The 21,107-nt window shown below is 70.8% G+C and carries 17 protein-coding genes; all 17 read right to left on the reverse strand.

The genetic code is table 11. The features are described from left to right. Positions 1-369: 369 nt before the first annotated feature. The 17 genes from C516_RS0115980 to C516_RS0116060 all read right to left on the reverse strand — a co-directional run bounded on the left by C516_RS0115980 (position 370) and on the right by C516_RS0116060 (position 20,741). Positions 370-1,236, reverse strand: coding sequence for a helix-turn-helix transcriptional regulator (locus C516_RS0115980; protein WP_018719424.1), 867 nt, complete (start codon positions 1,234-1,236; stop codon positions 370-372). A gap of 117 nt (positions 1,237-1,353) precedes the next feature. Then, positions 1,354-2,622: a benzoate/H(+) symporter BenE family transporter gene (locus tag C516_RS0115985; RefSeq protein ID WP_018719425.1), complete on the reverse strand. Its 1,269-nt coding sequence runs from the start codon at positions 2,620-2,622 to the stop codon at positions 1,354-1,356. Between the two features lie 50 nt (positions 2,623-2,672). Beyond that, the gene (locus C516_RS0115990) at positions 2,673-3,476 is read right to left on the reverse strand and encodes an enoyl-CoA hydratase/isomerase family protein (protein WP_018719426.1); all 804 of its coding nucleotides are present in this window, start codon (positions 3,474-3,476) and stop codon (positions 2,673-2,675) included. Positions 3,477-3,504: 28 nt separating this feature from the next. Further along, positions 3,505-5,037 (reverse strand): AMP-binding protein, encoded by a 1,533-nt coding sequence (locus tag C516_RS0115995; protein WP_018719427.1) that lies wholly within the window; start codon positions 5,035-5,037, stop codon positions 3,505-3,507. Beyond that, positions 5,030-5,551 (reverse strand): (2Fe-2S)-binding protein, encoded by a 522-nt coding sequence (locus tag C516_RS0116000; RefSeq protein WP_018719428.1) that lies wholly within the window; start codon positions 5,549-5,551, stop codon positions 5,030-5,032. Before C516_RS0116000 ends, C516_RS0115995 begins: the two co-directional genes overlap by 8 nt. Further along, complete coding sequence (locus C516_RS0116005) at positions 5,545-6,363, reverse strand: FAD binding domain-containing protein (protein WP_018719429.1); 819 nt, start codon at positions 6,361-6,363, stop codon at positions 5,545-5,547. The genes C516_RS0116000 and C516_RS0116005 overlap by 7 nt, the downstream gene beginning before the upstream one ends. Beyond that, positions 6,360-9,356, reverse strand: a complete 2,997-nt coding sequence (locus C516_RS0116010; protein WP_018719430.1) for a xanthine dehydrogenase family protein molybdopterin-binding subunit — start codon at positions 9,354-9,356, stop codon at positions 6,360-6,362. The genes C516_RS0116005 and C516_RS0116010 overlap by 4 nt, the downstream gene beginning before the upstream one ends. 190 nt (positions 9,357-9,546) lie before the next feature. After that, a complete protein-coding gene (locus C516_RS0116015) occupies positions 9,547-11,457 on the reverse strand; it encodes a TRAP transporter permease (RefSeq protein ID WP_018719431.1) in 1,911 nt (636 codons plus the stop codon). 35 nt (positions 11,458-11,492) lie between these two features. Then, positions 11,493-12,509 (reverse strand): TAXI family TRAP transporter solute-binding subunit, encoded by a 1,017-nt coding sequence (locus C516_RS20635; RefSeq protein WP_018719432.1) that lies wholly within the window; start codon positions 12,507-12,509, stop codon positions 11,493-11,495. Positions 12,510-12,552: 43 nt separating this feature from the next. Continuing rightward, positions 12,553-13,341 (reverse strand): sterol desaturase family protein, encoded by a 789-nt coding sequence (locus C516_RS0116025; protein WP_018719433.1) that lies wholly within the window; start codon positions 13,339-13,341, stop codon positions 12,553-12,555. Positions 13,342-13,386: 45 nt separating this feature from the next. Beyond that, a complete protein-coding gene (locus C516_RS0116030; protein ID WP_026321241.1) occupies positions 13,387-13,986 on the reverse strand; it encodes a UbiX family flavin prenyltransferase in 600 nt (199 codons plus the stop codon). After that, positions 13,983-15,377 carry a UbiD family decarboxylase gene (locus tag C516_RS0116035; RefSeq protein WP_018719435.1) on the reverse strand — a complete coding sequence of 465 codons (1,395 nt, stop codon included), beginning with the start codon at positions 15,375-15,377 and terminating at the stop codon, positions 13,983-13,985. The genes C516_RS0116030 and C516_RS0116035 overlap by 4 nt, the downstream gene beginning before the upstream one ends. A 68-nt stretch (positions 15,378-15,445) precedes the next feature. Next, a complete protein-coding gene (locus C516_RS0116040) occupies positions 15,446-16,924 on the reverse strand; it encodes an aldehyde dehydrogenase family protein (protein WP_018719436.1) in 1,479 nt (492 codons plus the stop codon). 64 nt (positions 16,925-16,988) lie between these two features. Beyond that, positions 16,989-17,747 carry an SDR family NAD(P)-dependent oxidoreductase gene (locus tag C516_RS0116045; RefSeq protein ID WP_018719437.1) on the reverse strand — a complete coding sequence of 253 codons (759 nt, stop codon included), beginning with the start codon at positions 17,745-17,747 and terminating at the stop codon, positions 16,989-16,991. A 66-nt stretch (positions 17,748-17,813) separates the two neighbouring features. After that, on the reverse strand, positions 17,814-19,076 hold the full coding sequence (locus tag C516_RS0116050; protein ID WP_018719438.1) for a TRAP transporter large permease: 1,263 nt from the start codon (positions 19,074-19,076) through the stop codon (positions 17,814-17,816). Between the two features lie 4 nt (positions 19,077-19,080). Beyond that, entirely contained in the window at positions 19,081-19,683 is a 603-nt protein-coding gene (locus C516_RS19835; protein WP_156831279.1) for a TRAP transporter small permease, read from the reverse strand. Positions 19,684-19,766: 83 nt separating this feature from the next. Then, positions 19,767-20,741, reverse strand: a complete 975-nt coding sequence (locus C516_RS0116060; protein WP_051088259.1) for a TRAP transporter substrate-binding protein — start codon at positions 20,739-20,741, stop codon at positions 19,767-19,769. Between the last annotated feature and the right edge of the window lie 366 nt (positions 20,742-21,107).

The raw sequence follows: 21,107 nt of genomic DNA on the forward strand, positions 1-21,107 counted from the left end.
GCTGCTCGCCGAGCTGGATGCGGCGTATCGGGTGCCGGGGGATCGGCTCGCGCGGGCGGACGCGCGGCTCAAATGCCTCGCCGCCGAGGACCCGCAGGCAAGACGGCTGGCGACGCTCCGCCGTGGCGCAGCGAACTGTGCCACCTCGATGAGGCCTGATACATAAGTGCAGGCGGGGTTCCTTCCACCAGCCGGCGGTTGATACCAGGGGCGAGTCCATACATAGGTCGTGCACGGCCGCGAGGCCGTGTGCGACTGCCGGGACCCGGATCAACGGGCAAGGCCGTTCACCCGGGCCTCCTGGCGGAGTGGTCTGGCTCGCACCGCCAGTCTTCCGGGCAGATCCCGGGTAAACGACCCACTGGAAGGTCACAGCTGGCGCATCTGTGCGCCGTAGCGGTCCACCACCCGCTGGTACTGGCTCGGGGCGGCGCCCAGGTGGTTGCGGAAGAAACGCGTGAAGTGCCCCTGCTCCGAGAAGCCCAGCGAATCCGAGAGGTTGCCGAGCGTGCCCGTGCGCGAGGTCGCCAGCCACTCGCAGGCCTTCTTCATGCGGATCATGTTGAGCACCATGTGGGGCGTCATGCCGGTGCCCTTCTTGAACAGGGCGAAGAAGTGCGCCCGCGAGAGCCCGCACTCCGCGGCGAGCTCGTCCATCCGCACCTCCTCGGCGTAGTGCGTCATCAGGTACTCGTTGGCCCGCCGGATGCGCACGTCGTAGTAGGCGGTGGGCGCACTCACGCGCATCCGCGAGAGATGGCGCCACTCAGAAAACGATTCGCAGATACCGACGAGCAGCTCCGAGAGCAGCGATTCCACCCGGTCCTGGGGCGCCGGGCCAAGCTCCATCATCTGCGCGATCAGGGTGTCGGCGATCGCGCGCATCTGCGGCGTGAGATCGACGCAGCGCCGCGAGAAGAAATCCGGGCGTCCGCTGAGCGCCAGCGAGCGCTGCAGCTCCGCGAGCCAGGTGGGCTCGATGTAGAGCGCCAGGATCAGGGTGCGCGGTGCATCCGGCCGGTGGTCGTAGTAATGCGGCTCCCATGCGTTGACGAGCACCGCCGTGCGATCGGTCAGTGGCTGCTGCTGGCCCCGCACGGAGAAATAGGTATCCGCGCCCATGGCCTTGAGCAGTACGTGGCATTCCGAATGTGCATGGGGAACCAGTGGCTCATCCATGTCCAGCAGGGCAACGCGCCCGAAGTCCCCATGAAAAACGCGCTGCGCGTTCGACATGGCTCTGCTTCCTCCTCCCCGTATAAGGGTGCGGCGCTCGCGCCGCACCGTCGATGTTACCACCTGTTCGTGCACACCGCATTGCGCACGGGCAAAAACAGGCGCCGGGGGAACGGCTCAGCCGGTCTGCGCCGACCGCGTCGCCGCGGCGGCGAAGAGCCGCCCTTCCAGGACCAGCGACACCACCACACCGAAGACCAGCGCCCAGAACGGCGCGCTGATGCCGAACAGGCTCGTGCTCGACATCGCCACCACCAGCGCCACGAAGGCCCCGATCTGGTGGCCCCGATCCCGGGAGAAGGCCTGCTGGAAGGCCGTGAGCAGCACGCTGATCATCGCCAGCCCGCCGACCGCCATGATCAGCGGCTTGGGCAGGGCGAGCACGAACGGCACTGCCGCGCCGGCCACCAGGCCGAAGCCACCGAAGAGCACGGCGTTCACCACCGTCGCCCCGTAGCGGCGCTCGGGGTCATCGCCGGCCTCGTCCGACGAGCAGATCGCGGTCATCGGCCCGGCGATGTTGGCGTTGTGGCCGCCGAGGATACCCGCGAGGATGCCGCCGATACCGCTGACCACCGTCATCGCGTTGATCGGCGGGCGGTAGCCCTCGGCCATGAGCACACCCGTGGCCTGGGCGTTCTCGGCACCGATCACCAGCAGCGACAGCGGCAGGGTGATCGCCAGGAAGCCATCCAGGGTGAAGGCCGGGGTGGTGAGCTCGGGGGCGGTGAACGCCAGCGGCACCTCCGCCGGGGACAGGCTGCCGGTGGCCAGCGCCGCGATCAGCCCCACCACCAGCGCCGCGAGCACCGGCGGGACGGCGCGCAGGAAGCGGTGCGTGAGCAGGAACGCCGCCACCGCCGCACCGGCGACCCAGGGCGCGTTGCCCACGGCGTCCACCGCGCCGGTGCCGAAGCGGATCAGCGCACCGGCGATCATGGCCATGACGATGGGCATCGGGATCCATCGCATCACCCGTCCTATCAGACCGCTGACGCCGAGCAACAGCACCAGGACACCACTCATGATGAACGCGCCCACTGCCTCGTTGAAGCTCACCGTGGACAGCGCCCCCACGAGGATCGCCGCCCCCGGGATCGAGTACGCGCCGGTGATGGGCTGGCGGTAACGCAGCGCCATGAGCAGGCTGATCAGCCCGCCGAGCACGTAGATCGCGAACAGCCAGGCCACCGTCTGACCGCTGGTGAGGTTGCCGGACTCCGCGGCGTTGATCACGATCAGCGCCGGGCCGGAGCAGCCGAAGATCGCCGCCACCGTGCCGGCGCTGATGGACTTCAGCGTCAGCGCCCGCGGCAGCGCCGCGATCCCGGCGCGGAAGTCGCCCCGGACCGGCGCCCCGGTGGTGTCGGTATGATTGTCTGTCATGCTCCCCTCTCCCCGTTGAATGCGCCGGCGCGGGGCCGGCGCCTGTCGTCTCAGCAGCCGCGGAACTCCGGCGGACGCTTCTCGCCGAACGCCTCCACGCCCTCGCGGAAATCATCCGAGGTGCGCAGCCGGCTGTAGCAGTGGCCCTCCATCTCGATGGCCACGGCCAGGCTGGCGTTCTCGCCGTCGTTGAGCAGCCGCTTGGCGGTGCGCTGCGCCAGCGGCGAGAAGCCACGGAGCTCCTCGACCAGGGCGTCCGTCGCCGCCTCCAGCTCGCCGTCGGCGACGCAGTCCGCGGCGATGCCCCAGTCGTGGGCGTCGGCACCGGTGATGCGCTTGGCGCGCATGACCATGTTCTTGGTGCGGGCGACGCCGATGAGCTTCTGCAGCCGTGCGGAGCCGCCGGAACCCGGGATCTGGCCGAGGCGCTGCTCCGGCAGGGCGTAGCGGCAGGTCTCGCTGGCGATGCGGAAGTCGCAGGCCAGCGACAGCTCGAAACCGACGCCGAAGCAGTAGCCGCGGTTGGCGGCGATCACCGGCTTGTTGCAGCGCTCCGGGGCGGCGACGTTCCAGGCGAGGTGGGAGACGTGCTCCGGGCTCGCCTCCAGGAAGCCCTTGATATCGCCGCCGCTGGAGAAGTGATTGCCCTCGGCGCGCAGCACGATCACGCGCACGTCCGGGTGGGCGTCCAGGGCCTCGAACACGGCGCGGAGCTCGTCGCGCTGGGGCATGGAGATCACGTTCAGCGGCGGCCGCCCCAGGACGATGTCGCCCCGCTCGCGCTCGGCGTCGACGTGGACCTGGAAGCCGTCGAACGGGCCTTCCAGGGTGCGGTGTACGGTGTCTAGATCCATGATGTTTCCCTTGTGGTGATTGCCGTGCTCAGCCCGCGCGCTCGACCTCGTAGCGCTGGGCCACGAGCTCGCGGCGCAGCACCTTGCCGACGGCGGACTTGGGGATCTCCTCGAGGAAGACGTAGCGGCGCGGGCGCTTGAAGTTCGCCAGTCCGGACTCCAGGCAGTGGGTGTTCAGCGTCGCCTCGTCCACGTCATCGCGGCGCTTGATGAAGGCGGTGACCACCGAGCCCCACTGCTCGTCCGGTAGCCCGGCGACCGCGACCTCCGCCACCGCCGGATGGGTGGAGAGCGCGTTCTCCACCTCCACGGGGCTGACGTTCTCGCCGCCGGTGATGATCAGGTCGTCCACGCGGCCGGTGACGAAAAGATCGCCTTCCTCGTCGAAATAGCCGGTATCGCCGGTGAAATACCAGCCATTTCGCAGGGCCTTCGCGTCCGCGTCCGGGCGGTTCCAGTAGCCCTCGAAGGACTCGTCGCCGGCGAGATCGGCGATGATCTCGCCCTCCTCGCCCGCCGGCGCCGCGCGCTCCGGGTCGTCGGTGTCGATGGGCACCACCCGGATGCGCTGGTTGAGCGCGGCCCGCCCGGAGGAGCCGGGCTTGCTCGCGGCCCGCTGGTCGATGGTGAAGGTGTAGATCTCGGAGCTGCCGTAGTGGTTGACGAACAGCTGCGGCCGGAACGCGGCCTCCACGCGCTGCATCAGCCCGGCGCTCATGGGCGCCCCGGCGAAGCCGATCTTCTCCACGCTGGCCACACGCTCCGGCGAGAAGCCCTCGTGCTCGAGGAGCATGTGATAGAGCGTGGGCACGAGGTACAGATTGGTGATGTCCTCGCGCTCGATGGCGTCCACGGTGGCCCCCGGGTCGAATCGCGGGATGCACACGAAGTGGCCGTCCACCAGGGCCATGGCGAGCAGCGAACGGACCCCCATGGTGTGGTAGAGCGGCATCACCCCGAGGGTGCACTCGCCCTGGCGGTAGAGGTTCTGGGCGACGTGGGCGAGTGCGGCGGCACGCTCGGCACGATGGCGCCGCGGCACCCCCTTGGGCCGGCTGGTGGTGCCGGAGGTGTAGAGCATCAGCGAGGTGTCCTCGGCGCCGGCGCGCACCACCGTCGCCGGCGCCGGCGTGGCCGCCAGGGCCTCGAAGGTGCGCGCCTGCGGATCGTCGACCCCGGCCGTCACCACCCGCGGCAGCTCGCCGAGGCGGACGCAGTGACCCACAGCCTCCGCGGCGGAGTCGTCGTAGGCGATGGCGCTGACGTCCGCGTCGCGGATGCAGTAGTCGATCTCCTCCGGGGTGCTGCGCCAGTTGAGCGGCGTGACGATCACCCCGGCGCACTGGCAGGCCCAGTGCAGGGTCGCCATCTCCCAGCGGTTCTGCATCACCACCAGCAGCCGGTCGCCCTTGCCGACGCCGAGCCCGTCGAGCCCGTGGGCCACGGCCTGGATATACCCGAACCACTGCGCGTACGTCAGGCGCCGGGGTCCATCGCTGACCGCCACCGCGTCGGGACGGCGCTCCACCGTCGCGAGCAGGCTGCGTCCCAGGTCAAACATCGTCTCGCTCCTCCTGCCGTTGTTCGCGCCGCTGTGCGGCGACTTCGAGGACGGCGCGCACGATGCCCGTGTACCCGGTGCACCGGCACAGGTGCCCGGAGAGCATGTCGCGCACCTGCGCCTCGCTCGGATCGCGCTCGCGGCCGAGGAAATCGGCGCACGAGTTGAGAATGCCCGCGGTGCAGAACCCACACTGCAGCGCGTGATGACGCCGGAAGGCGGCCTGCAGGTCGGACAGCGGGCCGTCGTCGCCGGCAAGCCCCTCCACGGTGTCCACCCGCCGGCCGTCCGCCTGCACGGCGAGCATCAGGCACGCCCGGCTGGCCACGCCGTCCACGCGCACCGTGCATGCCCCGCAGACACCGTGCTCGCAGCCCACGTGGGTGCCGGTGGCCCCCAGCTCGTGGCGCAGGAAGTCGCTCAGCAGGGTGCGCGGACGGGCATTGCCGCTGCGCTCGCGGCCGTTGAGCGTCAGGGTGACGCGATGGCTGTCGTTCGCCTCGATCTTCAGCACGGCCGGGCCTCCGTGATCAGCTGCCGCCCCAGCTCGCGCACCAGCGTGCGCCGGTACGCGGCGGTGGCGTGGGCATCGTCCTCGGCCCCGAGGGCCCAGGCGAATTCGTTGAGGGCCTCGTCCAGGCCGTCACCGGCGGGCAGCGTGCGCACCACCGGCCGGTCGGCGACGCCGCCGACGCCGAGGTCCACCTGTTCGCCGCGAATCGCCGCGGCCAGGGCGACGATGGCGAAGTCGCCATGGCGCATCGCGACCTCGGTGAAGCGGTACTGCGTCTGCGCCTGCGCCAGCGGGAAACGCACCTCCGTGATCAGCTCGCCGGGGGCGCGGTCGGTGGTGAGCACGCCCTGGAAGAACGACGCCGCCGGCACCACGCGGGGCCGGCCGCGCCGGCCCTCCAGCACCACCTCGCCGCCCAGGGTCGCCAGGCACAGCGGCAGCTCGGCGCTGGGATCGGCATGGGCGACGGAGCCGCAGACGGTGCCGCGGTTACGGGTCTGGAAGTGCCCGACCCAGGGCAGGGCCTGCGCCACCAGCGGCACGCGCTCGGCGAGCCCCGGGTGGGCGGCGAGCTCCGCCTGGCGGGTGGCGGCGCCGACGCACAGGGCGCCGTCGCGCTCCTCGATGTAGTGGAGCTCGTCGATGCCGGTGATATCGATCACCAGCGCCGGCTCGGCCAGGCGCATGTTGAGCACCGCCATCAGGGACTGGCCGCCGGCGAGCACGCGGGCCTCGCCCTGCGCGCCGGCGAGCAGCTCGATCGCCTCGCGCCGGGTGGCCGGGCGGGCATAGTCGAACGCCGCGGGCTTCATGAACGCCCTCCCCCGCGGCCGACGAGGCCGCGCAGCCGGTCCGCCAGACGCCGCCACCACGACGGCTGGCCACCGCCGAGCTCCGCGGCGAGGCGGGTGAAAATCTGGCCGATGATGACCCGCGCCGCCCCCTGGAGCATGCGCGCACCCACGGCCGCGACCTTGCCGCCGACGGCGGCCTCGTAGTCGTAGTCGAGCCGGGTGCCGCCGTCGTCGAGGGCGGTGAGACGCACCCGCGCGCTGCCCTCGGCGGACCCCATGGCGCTCTCGCCCACGCCGCTCAGCCGCAGCGAGTGCGGCGGGTCGAGCTCGCTCAGGGTGATTCGCGCCTCGTAGCGGGCGCGGATCATGCCCACGCCCACGGTGACGTCGGCGCGGTAGGCGTTCTCGCCGGTGGCCTCGAGCTCGTGGCAGCCCGGGATGATCGCGGCGAGGGTCGCCGGCTCGAGCATGCGGTGGAACACGGTCTCCGGCGGCGCCGGCATGGTCACCGAGTCGCTGGCGCGCAGCCCCGAGCCCCCGCCCCTGGGCGCGGCGGCGGGCTCCAGGCCGGCCGGCGGCTCCGGTTCGTCGATGCCGATCACGCCGCGCACCCGCGCCGGGGTGAGCGGCAGCTCGATGTCCGCGCGGCCGAGGGCGTCCGCCACGGCGTTGGCGATGCACACGGGCGTGGACATGTTGTTGCCCTCGCCCACGCCCTTGGCGCCCAGCGGCGTGAACGGCGACGGCGTCTCCATGTGCAGGATCACCGGCTCCGGCACCTCCATGGAGGTGGGGATGAGGTAGTCCGCCAGGGTGCCGGCGAGGAAGCTGCCGTCGTCGCCGTAGGCGAACTCCTCCATCAGCGCCGCGCCCAGGCCCTGGGCGAAGCCGCCGCGGACCTGGCCGTCCACGAGCTGCGGATTGAGGATGCGCCCCGGGTCGTGGAGGGTGACGTAGCGGTCGATGCGCACTGCGCCGGTGACCGGGTCGATCTCCACGCCGCAGTAGTCGAACACGAAGCCGTAGCACAGCGAGCTGTTGATGTGGTCGCCCTCGTCCGGGGCGGCGAGCTCCGGCGGGGTCCAGAACGCGGTCTCGCGCAGCCCGCCCGGCTCGCCCTCCGGGAGCGTGCCGGGGGCCCAGTGCACCGCGCCGGCGACGCGGTGGAAGGACATCGAGGCGCTACCGTCATCGGCGCCGGCGTGCACGCGCCCGCCGGCGAAACGCACCGTCTCCGGGGCCACGCCCAGCGGCCCGGCGGCGATGCCGGCGAGGCGGTCACGCACCCGCGTGGCGGCCTTGTGCACGGCGCCGGCCACCGCGCCGGAGAAGCGGCTGGAATAGTTGCCCGAGGCGATGGACCAGGCGTCCTTCTGGGTGTCGAGCTCGACGTTCACCGTCACCGACTCGAAGGGCACGCCGAGCACGTCCGCCACCACCTGGGCGGCGACGGTGCGGTGCCCCTGTCCCTGGGGCGTGGAGGAGACGTGCACGCTCACGGCGCCGAGGGGATCGACGCTCACGGTGGCGGTGCTCACCGCGCCGTTCTTGGGCCCGGCCTTGCGCCGCTCCTCCGGGGTCATCACGGTGGTGATGTAGCCCATGTTGGATATCGAGGGCTCAACCGCCGCGCAGAAACCGATGCCGTAGTAGCGGCCCTCCCGCCGGGCGGCGTCCCGGCGCTCGCGCAGCTCCGCCAGCCCGCCGTCGCGCTCGGCCAGCTCCACCGCCGCCGGGTAGTCGCCGGAGTCGAGCAGCGAGCCCGCGGGGGCGCGGTACGGGAAGGCCTCCGGCGGCACCAGGTTGCGCCGGATCACCGTCAGCGGGTCGAGCCCCAGGGTCGCGGCGATGTGCTGCATCAGCCGCTCCAGGGCGTAGTAGACCTGGGGCCCGCCGAAGCCGCGGTTCAGCCCGGTGGGCGTCTTGTTGGTGAGCACCACGCGGTTGCGCACCGCGAGGTGGCGGATGTCGTAGGCACCGGTGAGGGTGCCGTGCATGCGGTAAAAGGTGGCCGGCTCGGGGGCGCGCAGGTAGGCGCCGCAGTCGTCGAGCTGGTCGTAGCGCAGTGCGGTGACGCGGCCCTCGGCGGTCACCGCCGCCTCGATGGTGGACACGCGGTTGGTCGCCGAGGAGGCGGCCTGGAGGTGCTCGAGGCGGTCCTCCACCCACTTCACCGGCGCCCCGGCCTTGCGGGCGGCCAGCGCCATGAGCACCACGTAGGGGAACACGCCCTGCTTGATGCCGAAGCTGCCGCCGGAGTCCGCGGGGGTGCGCAGGCGCAGCCGCGGGGCCGGCACCTGTAGCGCCCGGGCCATGACCGAGTGCAGCGCGAACGGGCCCTGGAAGTTGGCGCTGACATCGTAGGCGCCGGCGGCGACGTCATAGCTCGCGAGCACGACATAGCACTCGATCGGGGTGCAGGAGTTGCGCGGGTAGCGCACCTTCAGGGAGACGTGATGGTCGGCGGCGGCGAAGGCGTCCTCGGGCTCGCCGTAGTGGAAGTGCCGCTCGCTGACGACGTTGCTGCCGACGCCCTCGTGGAGGACCGCTGCCTCCGGTGCGGCGGCGGCCTCCGCGTCCACCGCCGGGCTGAGGAGCCCGTAGTCGACGTCCACCAGCCCCAGGGCGTCCTCCGCGGCGTAGCGGTCCTCCGCGACCACCACCGCCACCGGCTCGCCCACGTAGCGCACCCGGTCCACGGCCAGGCACCAGTGCTCCATGGGCTCGCGCACGCCCACCGGGAACGGCGCCGCCCAGTTGCGGACGTCCTCGCCGGTGAGCACGGTGTGCACGCCGGAGACGGCAAGGGCGCGGGTGACATCCACGGAGCGGATGTCGGCGTGGGCGTGGGGCGAGCGCAGCACGGCCGCGTGCAGGGTCCCGGGCGGCACGGCGAGGTCATCGCCGTAGCGCCCGGCACCACGCAGCAGTGCGTCGTCCTCGACACGCTCGCGGGAGCGGCCGACCTCGCCCTGGGGCGCGGCGGCCGCCGGCTGTTCAAGTGCTTCCATCCCTCTCCTCCGGTGCCGTCACGGACTGTCTCGACGGCACACCCGGAGAGCGTACGGCGCCACCCCCGCCGGGGGCATTGCCGGCGGGCCTGCATATCTGCACCGGAGTCCGGACGTTTGCCCGAGAGTCTGAATCCGCGGGGTGCGGACGGCGGCAAGGCGGTGCCGGCCCCGCGGGGCCGGCACCGGTTCAGCCCCCGGCGGTATCCTCCGCCGCCGGGGGCGGTGACGGCAGCAGCCGCAAGGCCACGACCTGGGCCACCAGCAGGACCAGCCCGACGATCGCCGGCACCGTCGCGGGCAGCAGGCTCAGGACCGCCCCCACGCCGAGCACCAGCCGCTCCAGCGGCCGCAGCCGGCGGCCGAGCCAGCCCGGCAGCAGCACCGCGAACGCGGAACAGGCCAACGCCACGCGGGCCACGGCCCAGGCCGTGGCACCGGCGCCGTCCCACAGCACCAGTGCCGGGTGCAGGGCGAAGGCGAACGGAATCACCAGCCCGGGCAGCGCCAGGTAGAACGCCGCCCAGCCGGTCTCCCCGGGCTTCGACCCGGCCACCGTGGAGGCTGCGTACGCGGCCAGCGCCACCGGCGGCGTCACCATCGAAATAATGGAGACGTAGAACACGAACAGGTGCGCCACCAGCGGTGCCACGTCGAGCTGCACCAGCGCCGGCGCCACCAGCACCGCGGCCATGACGTAGGCCGAGGTCGTGGGCATGCCCGCCCCGAGCACCAGGCTGGCCAGCGCGGTGAGCCCGAGGGCGAGGTAGAGGTTGCCCTCGGAGAGGTGCACCACCAGCGCGGTGAACTTCGTCCCGAGCCCGGTGAAGGCGATCACCGCCACGATGATGCTGGCCACCGCACAGGGCAGTGCCACCGACAGCGCGCGCTCGCCGGTACGCACCAGCGCCTCCAGCAGCTCGATGGGCCGCTGGCGGGTGCTGCGGCGCAGCGACCCGACCACCACGGTGAGCGCGCAGGACTGCACCGCGGCGTCCGCCACCGAGAGCCCGGAGACGATCGCGGTAGCGAGCCACACCAGGGGCACGAGCAGGTGCCAGCGCGCCTTCAGCGCGCCGCGCCAGTCACCGAGCTCATCGGCCCCCAGGGGCCGGATGCCGTCCCGCCGGGCCCGGAAGTGCACCACCAGGAGAAGGCTCGCAAAGAACGCCAGCGCCGGCAGGATCGCCGCCAGGACCACGTCCTGGTAGGGGATCTGGAGGAAGTTCGCCATGATGAAGGCGCCCGCGCCCATGACCGGCGGCAGGATCTGTCCGCCGGTGGAGGCCACCGCCTCCACCCCGGCGGCGAACGTCGCCGGGTAGCCGACCCGGCGCATCAGCGGGATGGTGAAGATGCCGGTGCTCATCACGTTGGCGACGGCGCTGCCGGAGACGCTGCCGGTGAGCGCCGAGGCCACCACCGAGGCCTTGGCCGGGCCGCCGGTCTGGCGGCCGGTGACCCGCATCGCCAGGTCGATGATGAGCTGGCCTCCGCCGTAGGCGTCGAACACCGCGGCAAAGAGGATGAAGTAGAACACGATCTCCGCGGACACCGCGGTGGGGATGCCGAACAGTCCCCGCTCGGTGAGCAGCAGCAGCTCCACGAAGGTGTCGAAGCCGGAGATGTTGTGACCGATGATCCCGGGGATGTATGCCCCCAGCAGCTGGTAGGCGATGAAGCCCACGCCGAGGGCGAACATGCCCGCCCCGGCGCGCCGCCGCAGCGCCTCCAGCAGCAGCACCACCGCCAGGCAGGCGAAGATGCGGTCGCCAGTAAGGACCGGGTCGAGCTGGACAATGCGCTGGTAGATGCGCTCCAGCTCCAGGGCCAGGTAGACCGGCGGCGTCAGCGCGAGCACGGCGAACAGCCGGTTGAGCCACAGCCGCCACGCGCGCCCGCCGTCCGGCGCGAGCAGGAACGCGAGCGAGGTCGCGAAGGCCACGTGGCCGGAGCGCCGGACCATCAGGTCCATGTCCGGCCACACGTAGATCGCGACCTGGAAGGCGGCCCAGGCGAGCGCCAGCAGCGCCGGCGGCGTGAGCAGTCGCCGCCAGCGCCCGGATTCGGGCGGGTGGCGGCTGTCGTCGTTGGCGGTCATGGGTCAGGCGCCCTTCGGGTCGGACCGGCGGAGGCTCACTCCAGCCACCCCTGCTCGCGGTAGTAGCGCTTCGCCCCGGGGTGCAGTGGCATCCCCAGGTTCTCCGCCCGCCACGCATCGCTGGCGCAGTCGAAGTCGGCAAGCGCCTTGTGCCCCGCGCGGAAGGCGTCCTGGTTCTCGCACACGGTCTTCACGATGGTGTAGGCGAGCTCGTCGGACATGTCCTTCGAGACCACCAGGCTGGTGGTGGTGCCGGGCAGCCGCAGCGCCTGGTCCTGGCCACGGAAGGCCCCGGGCTGGAGGGTGGCGGCCTGCCAGCCGTACTTCTCCTGGAGGGTGGCGAGGGTGTCGTCCCCGGGCTCGAGGAAGGTCACGTCGGTGGTCTCCGCGATCTCCGTGATCGCCGGGTGACCGCGGGTCATGACCTGGATGAACAGGTCCGTGCGCCCGGCGGGGAACGCGGACTTCACCGTGGAGAAGTCGGTGAAGGTGTAGCTGCCGCCGGCCTCGGCGACGGCATCCTCGCCGGCACCGATCTCGCCGAGTACCTGCTCGCCGGCGTAGGAGCCGAAGCTGCCGCGGCGCAGCAGCATGATCCGCTTCTCCGGGCCGAGCTCGTCGACATAGCCGCTCAACGTGCCGGCCGCGTCCGGCCGGTTGGCGATCATGCCGAGGTAGTACTGGTCGAAGCCGCCCATGAGGGTACGCAGGTCGGTCTGCGGCGCATCGAACAGCTCCGAGCCCTCCCGCGCCCAGCGGTTGACCACGGCGAAGCTCAGGCCGATGTCCGCCTTGCCGCGGGCGACCAGCAGCGGGTTGGCGGTGCCGCCACCAAGCGGCGGCGTGTCGATCTGCGAGCCCTCGGGCAGGGCCTTGCGCAGCAGCTCGCCCAGGGTCACGCCGTAGACGTACCAGCTCGAGCCCTGGCGGAACGAGGCGACCCGCAGCTGCACCGGGTCCTTGAGCCCGGCGGCCGTGGCGGTGGTCGCCGTGGTGAACGACGAGGCCGCGATCAGCGCGGCCGCGGAGATGGCTGTCATCCAGCGTTTCATGGTGTTTCCCTCCGTCACAGTGTTATCCGCGTGCGGCCCGGCCTCAGGCCGTGCCCCCGCCCGACTCCCCGTCACGGGGTGCCGACCAGGGCGCCTTGCCGCCGCGGTAGTTCTCGTATTTCGCGCGATCCGCGTCGCGCATGCCCGCATCGCCCATGCCGTGGAACAGCGTCCCCCAGAGTCCTTTCTCCAGATCGCTGGTGCCGAACAGGGCGTCGCAGATGGGGAAGGTGAGATTGAAGTTGCGGTTCTGCATCAGCGCCGGATGGTGATGGATCACGTGCATCCGGCGCACGGTGTTGACCAGCGGCAGCCGGTCGAGGAACGGGCTGTCCTCGATGTGCGAGAGGGTGTGCAGGCCCTCGTACATGAGGTAATAGCCCGCCATGGTGATGACCGCGATATACGCGGCGTTCGCCGACCACAGCGCGTCGATCACCAGCGCCAGGGGCACCGCCGAGAGCACGAACATGACCGGCGCGAAAGGCGGGAACAGCAGCGCGCGCCAGTCGCGCTGACCGTGATAGCTCAGGTCGTCGTGGGTGAAGAAGCGGTGATGCGTCATCACATGGCGCTTGTAGATCATCCGCAGCCCCTTCACCGGGCGGTGCAGGATGTAGCGGTGGGCGGCCCACTCGATATAGTTGCCGAACAGGAAGATCGGCACGACGATCAGCCACTCCCAGGCCGTCGCCGCCTCGATCTGCACGGCGCAATAGGCAATGACACCCACGGTGAAGACCAGGGTGAAGGCGAGATGCATTTCGCCGCGATACCACCACGGGGTATCGGCACGGAATGCCTCGCGGAAAGTCATCTGTTTTTCGCTCATTTCCTCCCCTCCTCGTCGTTGTGTTGTGCCCGCGCGGCCCCGCTGCTAGGGAGGCGCGGGCTCTTCCCCGCCCCAGCGACGCACCCGGCCGGTATCGAGGCCGAACAGATCCAGGGTCCGGCCGACGATGTGCTCGAGGATGTCGTCGATGGAGCGCGGCTCGTTGTAGAACGCCGGTACCGGCGGCACCACGATCCCGCCCATCTCGGTGACGGTGAGCATGTTGCGCAGGTGTACCGCGTGCAGCGGGGTCTCCCGGGCGAGCAGCACCAGCCGCTGGCGCTCCTTGAGCACCACGTCCGCCGCCCGGCTGAGCAGGTTGCCGGTCACGCCGGTGGCGATCTCGGCCAGGGTCTTCATCGAGCACGGGGCGACGATCATGCCCAGGGTCCGGAACGAGCCGCTGGAGATGGCCGCGCCCACGTCCTCCACCGGGTGGACGGTGTCGGCGAGGGCGTGCATCGCCGCCGGCTTGAGCCCGAGCTCGTGGTGCAGGGTCAGGTGTGCCGCCCGGCTCATCACCAGGTGGGTGTCCACCTCCAGGGCGCGCAGGCGCTCGAGCAGACGCATGCCGATGACCGTGCCCGAGGCACCGGTAACGCCGACGATCATGCGCGGGCGCTCCGCCGGCGTGCTCGTCCTCATCCGTCGAGCCTCCCGCGCAGCCAGTCCAGGCCGTCGGCGTCGACGTAGCTCTCCGGGTCGAGGGTGTCCTCATCCGGGATGCGGATGCGGGTAAACTCGAACGGCTCCGCCGCCAGCGGCACCGTGGCGTCCAGGCCCATCTTCGCGCTGACGCCGTGGCGCGCGGACGGGTCGAGCTTGGAGCCCTGGGCCTCAGGCACGACCACCAGGTCGCGGTCCGCCTGGAAACGGGTGGCGATGGCCCACTGCACCTCGTCGGGGTCGTGGATGTCGACGTCGCCGTCCACCACCACCACCTGCTTGATGTCGTAGTGGCCGGCAAACGCCCCCATGATCACGTTCTTCGCCTCACCCTCCTGGCGCTTGTCGAGCTGCACCACCAGGTGATAGCGGCAGACGCCGCCCACCGGCAGGTGCACGTCCACCACCCCGGGGAAGCTGCGGCGCAGGTGCGCGAGCAGGGTCGCCTCCCGCGGGATCGCGCCGAGCCACAGGTGCTCCAGGCCGCCGCCGACGATGGTGTGGAACAGTGGCTCGCGACGGTGGGTGAGCGCGTCGACCTCGATGACGTGGCGGTCGTCGCGGGGACCGTAGTACTGCGGGAACTCGCCGAACGGCCCCTCCGGCTCGCGGACCTGCGGCAGCAAGCGGCCCTCGATGACGATTTCGGCGTCCGCCGGCACGCGCACGTCGTTGGTCACGCACTTCACCGTCTCCAGCGGCTCACCGCGCAGCGCCCCGGCGATCTCCAGCTCGTCGTGGTCGATGGGCACGATGGCCTGGGACGCCAGCAGGGTCATGGGGTCGACACCCACCACCACGGCCACCTCCAGCGCGTCGCCGGCCTCCTCCGCCATCTGGTAGAAGGCGTGGGCGTGGCGGGGCAGGATCAGCACGCCGATGCGGTCCGGGCCGCTGATCTGGCAGCGGTTGATGGACACGTTCTGCACCCCGGTGCGCGGGTTGCGCGCAATCAGCAGACCGGCGGTGATGTAGGGGCCGCTGTCGTGCTCATTGTGGGTCGGCACCGGCAGCTGGCGGGTGAGGTCCACGTCGCGGTGGACCTCGGCCTGCACCGGCGCGTCGGTGACCTCGCGCCAGGGCAGCGGGGACGCCGCGGCGTCCTCGAAGCGCTGGAGCACGTCGGACTCCGTCACCCCCATGGCCTCGGCGATCCAGCCGCGGGAGGAGACCAGCCCGGAGATCACGGGGATGGGGTGGCCGTCCGGCGACGGGAAGACCGTCGCCCGCCGGCCGTCCAGGCGCTTGGCGATGGCGGCCAGGCGGTAGGTGAGCGGCACGCCGGGGCGCGCCACGCTCAGGCGGTCGGTGTCCGCGAGCCGCCGCAGCCAGTCGCGCAGGCCGGTTACGGGCCGGTTCTCGTCAGGCATGGTTGTCCTCCTCCAGGGGGGCGCGGCTCACCGCGCCCGTCCAACGGGTCGTCGGGCCGGCGCGGCGGTCAGCGCTCGCGCCCGGGCAGCGGCGCGGGCTCGACGTGTCCCACGGTCTCGTGGATGTGCTTGGTCTCCAGGAACTCGGCCATGGCCTCGGCGCCGTGCAGCCGGCCCACGCCGCTCTCGCCGAAGCCGCCGGTCTCCGCCTCGGCGAAGAGCTTGTTGTGATCGTTGATCCACACCGTGCCGCTGCGGATGCCACGGGCCACGCGGCGGCCCCGGGCGGCGTCGGCGGTCCACACGCTCGCGGCCAGGCCGAACGGCGTCGCGTTGGCGCGGGCCACGGCCTCCGACTCGTTGCTGAAGGTCTCGAGGTTGAGCACCGGACCGAAGAACTCCTCCTGGACCATGGGCGCGTCGAGGTCGCTCACCGCGATCAGGCTCGGCGTGAGGAAGGCCCCGTCGGCCAGGGGGCCGTCGGGGATGCCGCCGCGCACGATGACCTCGCCGTAACGTCCGGCCGCCTCGACCACGCCGGCGACGCGGTCGCGACTGGCATGGTCGATGAGCGGCCCCATCTGGCTCGCCTCGTCCATGCCCGGGCCCACCACCAGCGAGGTCATCGCCTCGGCCAGGGCCTCGCGCATCTGCGCGGCACGGCTCTCGTGGACGAGCACCCGGTCCGCGGCGGTGCACTGCTGCCCGGAGAGAATGGTCGCCGCGGCCGCCAGCCGGGGCGCGACGGCGTCGACGTCGACATCGTCGAACACCACGCACGGGGCCTTGCCGCCGAGCTCCAGGTTGAGACGCTTCATGGTGTCCGCGGAGGCGGCCATGATGCGCTTGCCCACCGCGCTGCTGCCGGTGAAGCTGATGACGTGCACCCGGGGCGAGGCCACCATCCGCTCGCCGGCGGCACTGCCGGTCCCGCAGAGCGAGTTCACCACGCCCGCAGGCAGGTCGGTTTGCTCGTAGAGCGGCGCCAGGAAGGCCGTCTGGAACAGCGAGGACTGGGGCGCGAGCTTGATCACGCTGGTGCAGCCCGCCGCCATCGCCGGTGCCAGCGAGCGCACCAGCAGGATGGCCGGCGCATTCCACGGCACGATGATGCCCGCCACGCCGGCGGGCTCGCGGGTCAGCAGGGAGAATTCGCCGGGCTCCACCTCGGTGACACGGCCGAACACGGTGCGGGCCAGCCCGGCATAGAACCGCAGCTCCGAGATCGCACCGTTGATCTCCCCGCGCGAGGCGCGCAGCAGCCGTCCGGTCTCGCGGGTGAGCAGCTCGGCGAGCGGCTCCCGCCGCTGCGTCAGGGCATCGGCGTAGTCGAGCAGCACCTGGGCGCGGCGCCGCGGGCTCGCCGCCCACTCGCCGTGAAAGAACGCCTGCCACGCGCTGTCGATCGCCGCGCCCGCCTCGGCGTCACCACCGTCGGCGAACCGCCCGATGGCCCGGCCGGTGGCCGGGTCCATGCTCTGCGCCTCGGCGCCGTCGCGCGACGGCGTCCAGGCGCCGTCGATCCAGTGGCGGGCTGTCTCTTCCATCGTTTCCTCCGTTACCACGGCAGCGCCGCGGCCATGTGGGTTCGCCACCGCCGCCGGGCGGTGTTCAGTTCATCGCCGAACCGCCGTCGACCACCAGGGACTGGCCGGTCATGAAGGCGCAGTCCTCGCTGGCGAGATAGATCAGCGGCCCGAGCAGGTCCTCGGGGAGCTGGTCGCGCTTGATCGAGCGGCTCGCGAGCACCGGCTGTGTGAGGGTGTCGCGGAGCTCCTCGTTTTCCATCACGCCCTCGCTCAGCACCAGGCCCGGCGAGAGCGTGTTAACGCAGATGCCGTCGGCACCGACCTCCCGGGCAAGGGCGCGGGTGAAGGCGATGGTCGCGCCCTTGGAGGTGACGTAGTGCAGCATCCCGGGGGTGCCCTTGTAGGGCGTGCCCGAGGCGATGTTGATGATCCGGCCGTACTCGTTGCGCCGCATCACCGGCACCACGGCACGGGCGCACAGGAACGGGCCGCGGACGTTCACGGCCATGACCTTGTCCCACTCGGCGACGTCGATGTCCGTGAAGGGCTTGAGGTCGAGGGAGGCGTAGATGGCGGCGTTGTTGACCAGGATGTCGATCCGTCCGAAGCGCGCGTCCACGCGCTCGACCATCTCCGCCACCGAGCGCTCGTCGCCGACGTCGACGGTGAGCGCAAACGCCTCGCCGCCGCCCTGCTCGATTTCCGCGGCCACCCGGGCGCCGTCCAGTACGTCCACGACGGCGACCTTTGCGCCCTCCTCCGCGAGTGCACGGCAGTACGCCGCGCCGATGCCCTGGGCACCACCGGTGACGATGGCGACACGGCCCTGAAGTCTGTTCATGGGGTCATCTCCTCCCGATAAGGACTGGCTGGAGCCGCGCCGGCCCCGCGGGGCCGGCGCGGCCGCTCACTGAATGAAGAAGGTCACGAGGCGCGGCTGCCACGAGATCATGACCAGCACGCCGGCGGTCACCAGCAGGAACGGCATCAGCGCCTTGAAAATCGCCCCGGGATTGACACCGGTGACCCGCGAGGCCACGTACAGCGCCGCGCCCACCGGCGGGGTGAGCAGCCCGAGCACGAGATTGATGCAGATGACCACGCCGAAGTGGAACGGATCGATGCCGTAGGTCGACTGCGCCACCGGCAGCAGGATCGGCACCAGGATGATCAGTGCGGCGATGCCGTCGATGACCGTGCCCACCGCCAGCAGCAGCACGTTGATCAGCAGCATGAACACGAACGGATCGGTGGTCAGCGACTGGAGGTAGACGGTCAGCGCCTGCGGCAGCTGTTCGTAGACGATGATCCAGCCGAATACGTTCGCCGCGGCGACCAGCACCAGCACCACCGCCGTGTTGGTGGCCACCCGCAGCAGCATCGGCCCCATGCGCTCGAAGTGCATCTCGCCGTGGGCGTACTTGCCCACCACCACGGCCATCGCCGCACCGAGGGCGGCGGCCTCGGTGGGCGTGGTGACCCCGCCGATGATGCCGCCGATGATCACCGCGGGCACGAGCATGGACGGTATGCCAGCGACCACGTTGCGTGCCTTCTCCGCGAGCGTGAGTCGCTCGCCGGGCGGATAGTTGTAAACGAATCCGAGCAGGGCGATCACGGCCATGAAGCCCACCGCCATCAGCAGCCCCGGGATGATCCCGGCGATGAACATGTCGCCGATGGAGATCTGGGCGAGCACACCGTAGATCACGAACAGCATGGACGGCGGGATCACCGGGGCGAGCAGCGCCCCCGCGGCCGTGGTGGCGGTCGCGAAGCCGCGGTCATAGCCCTTGTTGTGCATCTCCGGGACCATGACCTGCGACATCACCGCCACCTGCGCGTTCGCCGAGCCGACGATGGAGGCGAGCAGCATGTTGGCGAGGATGTTGATGTAGGCGAGTCCGCCGCGCACCGCACCGATGAACGCCGAGGCCAGCGAGACCAGCCGGCGCGTGATGCCGCCCTCGTTCATGAGCTCGCCGACGAGCATGAACAGCGGAATCGCCAGCAGTCCGTACTTCTCCAGTCCGCCGAAGAACTGCTGGGGATAGGAGAGGTAGAGCACGGCGTTGTCGCTCACGCCGATGTACACGAGCGCGGCCACCGCAAGCACCACCGCGATAGGCACACCGAGAAACAGCAGGGCGAGAAAGGTACCTGCAACCATCACGTCACTCCCGCGCGGCGGCCCGCGCGTCCTCCGCCTCCGGCGCCGCGTCGTCCCGCCCGGTGATCATGGCGGCGGCGCTCGCACAGAGGTTGTCGAGCCCGTGGACGAGGGTCGTCACCGCGACCAGCGGCACGATCAGCCAGAACCAGGTCTTGGAGATACCGAGGGTCGCCGTGGGCTCCTGGTAGATGTAGTTGAACGTCTGCGCGGAGAACTCGGCCACGTCGAAGCCGCTCTGCGCGAAGGTGATGGGGTCGAACCAGAGGTAGGAGAGCACGACCAGCGCCGCGGCAAAGCCGACTACGATCAGGTCGGAGAGCACGCGCATGAACCGGCGTAACGGCCCCGGCACCACGTCCTGGAGCAGGGTGACCGACACCGCGTCGCGGGTGTGGATGGTCAGCGCGAGCCCGAACATCGCCAGCCACACCATGGTGTAGATCGCCAGCTCGTCCATCCAGAAGATCGGCTGCCCGATGGCGCGGCTGCCGACATTCACCAGGATCATCAGCGGCAGCGCCGCCGCCAGCGTCTGACAGGCACGCGCCTCGAACCAGCCCAGGGCGGCGCTCAGCCGCCTCAGTGCCGCGCGGGGCCTCGCCATCGGGACCCCGTCGCCACGGACCCCGGCGGAGGTGGCGGCGACAGCGCCGCCACCTCCGTCACGCTGCTGTGCCAGCCCCATACTCAAAGCAGCCGGTCGGCGTCCGCACGCAGCTCTTCGAGCACCGGCGTCTTCTTGCGCCAGCGCTGCTCCCACTCGTCGAGCTTGTCACCGAAGAACTCGGGCCCGACGCGGTGGATCTCCACATCCTTGCTCTTGACCTTGTCGAGCATGTCCTGGGTGACGTCGGTGTAGCGGTCGAACAGACCGTCCAGCGACTGGGACATGGTCTCGCGCACGAGCTTGCGGTCCTTCTTGTCCATGCCTGCCCAGACCCGGCCGGAGACGAGGCCGACCATCGGGAACATCATGTGGTTGGAGTACAGCAGCGTGTCCGCGTGGTCGTAGAGATGGAGCTTCCAGACCAGCTCGATGTCCGCATCCACACCGTCCACCTGGCCGTTGGCCATGGCGTCGTAGACATCGGTCAGCGGCATCGGCGTCGAGGCCGCACCGAGGATGTTGTAGAAGTCCTTGATGGGCTCGAACGGCGTGATCCGCATCTTGTGGCCGTCGAGATCGGAGACGTCGTCGACCTCGTAGGTGGTCAGCATCAGCCGCATGGCGGCGATGCCGTAGCCGATGCCCACGACGCCGGCCTTGCGCGGGAGCTGGTCGAGCAGCCCCTGGGCCGTCTTGGCGTGCAGCAGGGTGTCCGCCTCGCTGACGTTCTTGGCCAGGTAGGGGGCGTACAGCGCACCGAAGTCATCGACGCGATTGGAGACCTCGGCCACTGTAAGGAAGGCCATGTCCAGGGCACCGGTCTGCAGCTGCTGCATCATCTGCGACTCGTCGCCGAGCTGGCCGGATGGGAAGATGCTGACCGACAGCCGGCCGTCGGAGCGCTCCTCCAGCGCCTCACCCATGCGCTTGGCCGCCTGGGACCAGGCGTGGGACTCGGGGACGATCAGTCCCAGCTTGAACTCCTTGGCGGCGGCTGTGGCGCAGAACGCCATGAGTAGCGCGCCCACAAGGAACCGTTTGCGATGGTTCGCCATGCTCTCCTCCGTCATTCGTAGTCGTTGTTCGCGGTGATTCCGGCACCTGGCACCCGGACACCGGGTCGGGCCGGGCACGTGATTGACTACGCTACCGGTCGGCAAGCCGCATGGCCTTACCCATCGTTATTATTATTTGCACGAGAGTCTGATTCTCTTTCACAGGCGGGCGGGAACCGCGAGGCCACGCAATGACGGCGCGTAGGTTGACTGCTCCTGGCAGCCAATATCCCGCACCGGGGACGTCGGCTGCCTTCGAGCAGCCGACCTATGGCAGGGGTCCCGGGCGATGCCGCACCGTGTAGGTTGGCTGCTCCCGGCAGCCAACATCCCGCACCGGGGACGTCGGCTGCCTTCGAGCAGCCG

It is taken from the genome of Arhodomonas aquaeolei DSM 8974 (assembly GCF_000374645.1).
Taxonomy (GTDB): Bacteria; Pseudomonadota; Gammaproteobacteria; order Nitrococcales; family Nitrococcaceae; genus Arhodomonas; species Arhodomonas aquaeolei.